At 74.6% G+C, this 5,887-nt stretch carries 6 protein-coding genes and 1 pseudogene; all 7 read left to right on the top strand.

What is annotated here, in order from left to right; genetic code table 11:
* Positions 1–313: pseudogene (locus ACPCK6_RS29135) on the top strand (hypothetical protein); the annotation flags it as partial.
* 155 nt (positions 314–468) lie between these two features.
* Positions 469–1,704 (top strand): ergothioneine biosynthesis glutamate--cysteine ligase EgtA, encoded by a 1,236-nt coding sequence (gene egtA, locus ACPCK6_RS29130; RefSeq protein ID WP_423482806.1) that lies wholly within the window; start codon positions 469–471, stop codon positions 1,702–1,704.
* Entirely contained in the window at positions 1,701–3,008 is a 1,308-nt protein-coding gene (gene egtB, locus ACPCK6_RS29125; RefSeq protein WP_423482805.1) for an ergothioneine biosynthesis protein EgtB, read from the top strand. The genes egtA and egtB overlap by 4 nt, the downstream gene beginning before the upstream one ends.
* A 9-nt stretch (positions 3,009–3,017) precedes the next feature.
* A complete protein-coding gene (gene egtC, locus ACPCK6_RS29120; protein ID WP_423482804.1) occupies positions 3,018–3,764 on the top strand; it encodes an ergothioneine biosynthesis protein EgtC in 747 nt (248 codons plus the stop codon).
* Positions 3,765–3,796: 32 nt separating this feature from the next.
* Positions 3,797–4,762, top strand: a complete 966-nt coding sequence (gene egtD, locus ACPCK6_RS29115; protein WP_423482803.1) for an L-histidine N(alpha)-methyltransferase — start codon at positions 3,797–3,799, stop codon at positions 4,760–4,762.
* A gap of 226 nt (positions 4,763–4,988) precedes the next feature.
* Positions 4,989–5,576, top strand: coding sequence for a TMEM165/GDT1 family protein (locus tag ACPCK6_RS29110; protein WP_128137940.1), 588 nt, complete (start codon positions 4,989–4,991; stop codon positions 5,574–5,576).
* A gap of 122 nt (positions 5,577–5,698) precedes the next feature.
* The coding region (locus ACPCK6_RS29105; RefSeq protein WP_423482802.1) for a hypothetical protein at positions 5,699–5,887 on the top strand (189 nt) is incomplete at its 3' end.

Here is a 5,887-nt window from a genome sequence, read left to right as displayed (position 1 = left end):
CCCGGCCGGTGACGCGTCCGGCGCGGAATCCCCGCCGGCGCCGGCCCCGTCCGGTACGCCGAGCGCCAAGGGCCGGCCGCCCACGCCCCCGGCCGGTGGGGCGAGCCTGGCCGGCCACTGCCGCGCCTACCTGGCCAAGTCGGAACGACAGCGGGAGAAGGCACTCACCAAGCCGGGCTTCGCCGACCTGGTGGCCGCCGCCGGGGGCCCCGAGCAGGTGGAGAGCTACTGCCGCAACCTCGTGGGCGCGCCGTCGGAGGGCCCGGACGACGCGCCGGAGCCCGAGCCCCCGGGCCGGGAGACGGATGACTGAGCGGCGCGGCGCAATCAGATTCCGGACAAAAATTCATCTCTCCGGGCAAGCGGATCTCGTCTGCTAGACAGAGGATGGTGGGGCGGCGTCCCGTGCCGTCCCGGCCGGGCGCGTCGCGACGACGTCGTCGCCCATCGCCGAGGAGGAGCCGTCCCATGGTGATGTCGCCGGACCTGGACCGCGCAGTCGTCCTGGGGGACGAGGAGGCGGCCCGGGGCCACCTCGCCCGGATCTGCTTCAAGACCGGGCCACCCGCACTCGTCGGCGTCGAACTGGAATGGACCGTGCACGACGCCGCGGACCCGGCCCGGCCGGTCGACCGCGAGCGACTACGCGAGGCGCTGGGGCGGCACAGCCCGGTGACCCTCGACCCCACCAGCCCGGCCGACGAGCTCCGGCGCGGAGGCGCCGTGACCGTGGAGCCCGGCGGGCAGGTGGAGATCTCCGCGACGCCGCGATCGACTGTCGGCGCGCTCATCCTGGCCACCGAGGCCGACGTCGCCGAGCTGCGGGCCCGGCTGGACGCCGCCGGCCTGGTGCTCGGCCGCAGCGGCATCGACCCCTGGCGCCTTCCCCGGCCCGTCGTGGAGACCCCCCGGTACCGCGCCATGCGCTGCGCCTTCGACCGGCGTGGCCCGGCGGGACGGGCGATGATGTACAGCACGGCCGGGCTCCAGGTCTGTCTGGACGCGGGCGAGCCGGAGCACCTGGCGCAGCGCTGGGCCGCCGCGCACGCCGTCGGCCCGCCGCTGCTCGCCGCCTTCGCCACCGCCGACCGGCACGCGGGCCGCCGCACCGGCTGGGCCTCCGCCCGGATGGCCACCTGGCTGGCCATCGACCCGGCCCGGACCCGTCCGGTGTGGTCGCCCGAGCGCGCCGACGAGGATCCGGTGGCGACCTGGACCCGGTACGCGCTCGCCGCGCCGCTGCTGTGCGTACGCGGCGACGGCCCCGACTGGACCGCGCCGCCCGGTGTCACGTTCGCCGACTGGCTGGCCGGGGCGCTGCCCCGCCCGCCCACCACCGGCGACCTGGAATACCACCTCAGCACGCTGTTCCCACCGGTACGCCCACGCGGCTACCTGGAGCTGCGCTACCTGGACACCCAGCCCGGCCCGGAGTGGACGGTGCCGCTGGCGGTGCTCACGGCGCTCTTCACCGACCCGGTCACCACCCGGGACGCGCTGGCGGCGGCCGGCCCGGTCGCCGACCGGTGGCGCGCGGCGGCCCGGTGCGGGCTGGCCGAGCGTCCGCTGGCGAGCGCCGCGGCGGCGCTGTTCGACCTGGCCCTGACGGCCCTGCCCCGGCTCGGCCTGCCGGAGGGCATCCACGACGAGACCGATCGAGCGATCCGGCGGCACCGCGGCGCCGCGGAGAGGGGACACCGGTGATCACCACCGAGCGACTACGTGACCGGATCGCCGCGGAACTGGAGCGGACCCGGGCCCGTACCGCCCTGCTGACCGACGCGGTGGACGACGACGACCTGGTGCGGCAGCACTCCACGCTGATGTCGCCGCTGGTCTGGGACCTGGCGCACGTCGGCAACCAGGAGGAGCTGTGGCTGGTCCGCGACGTCGGCGGCCGCGAACCGGTGCGCCACGACATCGACGACCTCTACGACGCGTTCAAGCAGCCCCGCAAGGACCGCCCGGCGCTGCCGCTGCTGCCGCCGGCCGAGGCCCGCGCCTACGTGCGTACGGTCCGCGACAAGGTGTTCGACCTGCTCGACGGCATCCGCTTCACCGAGCGTCCGCTCGTCGCCGACGGGTTCGCGTTCGGCATGATCGTGCAGCACGAGCAGCAGCACGACGAGACCATGCTCGCCACCCACCAGCTGCGCGCGGGCGCCCCGGTGCTGGACGCGCCGCCCCCGCCGGAGCCCCGGGCCCGGGTCGGCGGGGAGGTACGGGTGCCGGCCGGGCCGTTCACCATGGGCACCTCCACCGACCCGTGGGCGCTGGACAACGAGCGTCCGGCGCACACCGTCGACCTGCCCGCGTACGTCATCGACGCCGCGCCGGTGACGAACGGTCAGTACCGGGCGTTCATCGCCGACGGCGGGTACGACGAGGCGCGCTGGTGGAGCGAGGCGGGCTGGCGGCACCGCGTCGAGGCGGACCTGAGCGCGCCGATGCACTGGCGGCGCGACGGGGACGGCTGGGCGTACCGCCGGTTCGGCCGTTGGTCGCCGGTACGCGACGACGAGCCGGTGGTGCACGTCTGCTGGTACGAGGCGCAGGCGTACGCGGCGTGGGCCGGCAAGCGGCTGCCCACCGAGGCGGAGTGGGAGAAGGCGGCCCGCTGGGATCCGGCGACCGGCCGCTCCCGCCGCTACCCGTGGGGCGACGAGGACCCGGGCACCGAGCACGCCAACCTGGGGCAGCGGCACCTGTGGCCGGCGCCGGTGGGCGCGTACCCGGCCGGCGCCTCGGCGCTGGGCGTGCACCAGCTCGTCGGCGACGTGTGGGAGTGGACGTCCTCGCCGTTCCGGGGTCACCCGGGCTTCACCGCGTTCCCGTACCGGGAGTACTCGGAGGTCTTCTTCGGCGACGACCACCGGGTGCTGCGGGGCGGCTCGTTCGGCACCGACCGGTCGGCCTGCCGGGGCACGTTCCGCAACTGGGACTACCCGATCCGGCGGCAGATCTTCAGCGGTTTCCGCTGCGCCCGTGACGCCGGCCCGGAGGAGTGAACCGGCCCGATGTGCCGTCACCTCGCGTACCTCGGTCCACCCGTGCTGCTGTCCAGCCTGCTGTTCGACCCGCCGTACGGGCTGCTGCGCCAGTCGTGGGCGCCGCGTGACATGCGCGGCGGCGGCACCATAAACGCCGACGGTTTCGGCGTCGCCTGGTACCCCGGCGACGGCGACCCGGTCCGCTACCGGCGGGCCCAGCCGATGTGGAGCGACACCACGCTGCCGGAGCTGGCCGCCGTGACCCGGGTGCGGGCGGTGCTGGCCGCGGTCCGCTCGGCCACCGTCGGCATGCCGCTGCACGAGACGGCCGCCGCGCCGTTCGCCGAGGGGCGGTGGCTGTTCAGCCACAACGGCGTGGTGCGGGGCTGGCCGGACAGCCTCGTCCCGCTCGCCGCCGGCCTGCCCGTCCGCGACCTGATCACCCTGGACGTGCCGACCGACTCGGCGCTGCTGTGGGCGCTGGTCCGGCACCGGCTGCGGGCCGGCGCGCCGCCGGACGAGGCGGTGGCGGACACCGTCGCGGCGGTGACCGCCGCCGCTCCCGGCTCCCGGCTGAACCTGCTGCTCACCGACGGTACGACGGTGGTGGCGAGCACGGCCGGGCACGCCCTGTCGGTGCGCCGCGGCCCGGACTCGGTGCTGCTGGCGTCCGAACCGTTCGACGACGACCCGACCTGGCGGGCCGTGCCGGACGGCCGGCTCGTGGTGGCGACCACGGGCGGGCTCGACGTGCGGGACACGACCGCCGCCTGACGATCCGTACCCACCGCAAGAGAGGACACTCGATGAGCGCGGAGCCGCTGGAGATCCACCTGGAGCAGCAGGACCTCGACCGTGGGTTGCGGGAGGACGTACGGGTCGGGCTGGCCGCGACACCGAAGTGGCTGCCGCCGAAGTGGTTCTACGACGCCCGGGGCAGCGAGCTGTTCGAGGAGATCACCCGCCTGCCGGAGTACTACCCGACCCGCGCCGAGCGGGCGGTGCTGGCCGCGCACGCCGACGACGTGGCCACCATGACCGGCGCGAAGACGCTGATCGAGCTGGGTTCGGGCTCGTCGGAGAAGACCCGGCTGCTGCTCGACGCGTTCACCCGCCACGGCGACCTGGGCACGTTCGTGCCGCTGGACGTGTCGGTGAGCGCGTTGCGGTCGTCCACCGAGCAGATCGCCGCCGCGTACCCGGGGCTGCGGGTGCGGGGGATCGTCGGTGACTTCACCCGCCACCTGGACCGGCTGCCCACCGGCGGCCGGCGACTGGTGGCGTTCCTCGGCGGCACGATCGGCAACCTGCTGCCGGTGGAACGGGCCGAGTTCCTCACCGCGATGCGCGCGGCGCTGGAGACCGGCGACTGGCTGCTGGTCGGCACCGACCTGGTCAAGGATCCGGGCGTGATCGTGCCCGCCTACGACGACGCGGCGGGCGTGACCGCCGAGTTCAACCGCAACGTGCTGCGGGTGATCAACCGTGAGCTGGGCGCGGACTTCGACGTCGACGCGTTCCGGCACGTGGCGGTCTGGGATCCCGAGCGGGAGTGGATCGAGATGCGGTTGCGCGCCGAGCACCCGGCCCGGGTGCGGGTGCTCGACACCGACGTGGTGTTCGCCGCCGGTGAGGAGCTGCGGACCGAGGTGTCGGCCAAGTTCCGGCCGGAGGGGATCGCGGCCGAGCTGACCGCCGCCGGGTTCGACAGGCGGGCGTTCTGGACCGACCCGGACGCGCTGTTCGGGGTGAGCCTGGCCCGCGCCGACTGAGGCCGCCGTGGCTCCGGCCACACCCGGTGACCGGGCCGGCCGGTGATCGGCTAGGCTGGCGGCGCGAAGGGGAGTAGCCCCCAATGTCGTGGTCGACACACTGGTGCGTTCCGCATCCGGCCACGCGGCCCCGGTCTCCGGGGCGGGCGAGACCTTCGACTCAGGCTGTCGCAGCCGGGTCGAGGGCGCCCCCGTTCCTCCTCCCGGCTTGATCGGGAAGGTTCACATGGAGGGTTTCCTCGTCGCGCTGGTGGTCAGCTTCGGCGTCATCTTCGTCGCCGAGCTGGGCGACAAGTCCCAGCTCATGGCTCTGACGTTCGCCACGCGGTTCAAGCCGGTGCCGGTGCTCATCGGCATCACGATCGCCACCGCCGTCGTCCACCTGGCCTCGGTCGCCATCGGGTACGGCCTGAACGCGGCCCTGCCCACCGACTGGATCTCACTCATCGCCGGTCTGGCGTTCCTCGGCTTCGGTGCCTGGACGCTGCGCGGCGACAAGCTGACCGAGGAGGAGAAGCGCAAGGCCGAGCGCGGCGGCCGGTCCGCCGTCATCGCCGTCGGTGTGGCGTTCTTCCTGGCCGAGCTGGGCGACAAGACCATGCTCGCCACCATCACGCTGGCCACCAAGTACGGCTGGTTCGGCACCTGGCTCGGCTCGACGCTCGGCATGGTGGCGGCGGACGCGCTGGCGATCCTGGTGGGCCGGATGCTCGGCCGGCACCTGCCGGAGCGGACCATCCGTTACGGCGCGGCCGTGCTGTTCGCCATCTGCGGCCTCTGGCTGATCTTCGAGGCGGTCTCCGAGCTGACCTGACGTGCGTGGTGCGGCGGCGCCCGATGATCGGAGGGCGCTCCGGTGGGTAAGTAGCCCGGGTGAGCGCCGTGGCGGTGACCGCCCGGCGGAGGACGAATCGGCACGACCGGGAGGTTCCGCTCATGAGCAGGCACGACGAGCCCAACGAGTACGGCTTCGCCGGGGGCGCCACCGCGCCGGAGCCGCCGCCGGGCGGGCGCGAGGACGAGCAGGACCGCGCCGAGCAGGTGGCCGTGCCCGGTGACGACCTCACCGCGCCGGCCGCCGAGGCGCTCGAGGAACCGGAACGCAAGCGCGAGCCGCGGCCGGCC

The organism is Micromonospora sp. AB353 (assembly GCF_049538395.1).
GTDB lineage: Bacteria > Actinomycetota > Actinomycetes > Mycobacteriales > Micromonosporaceae > Micromonospora > Micromonospora aurantiaca.
This window is presented reverse-complemented; position numbering and strand designations above follow the sequence as displayed.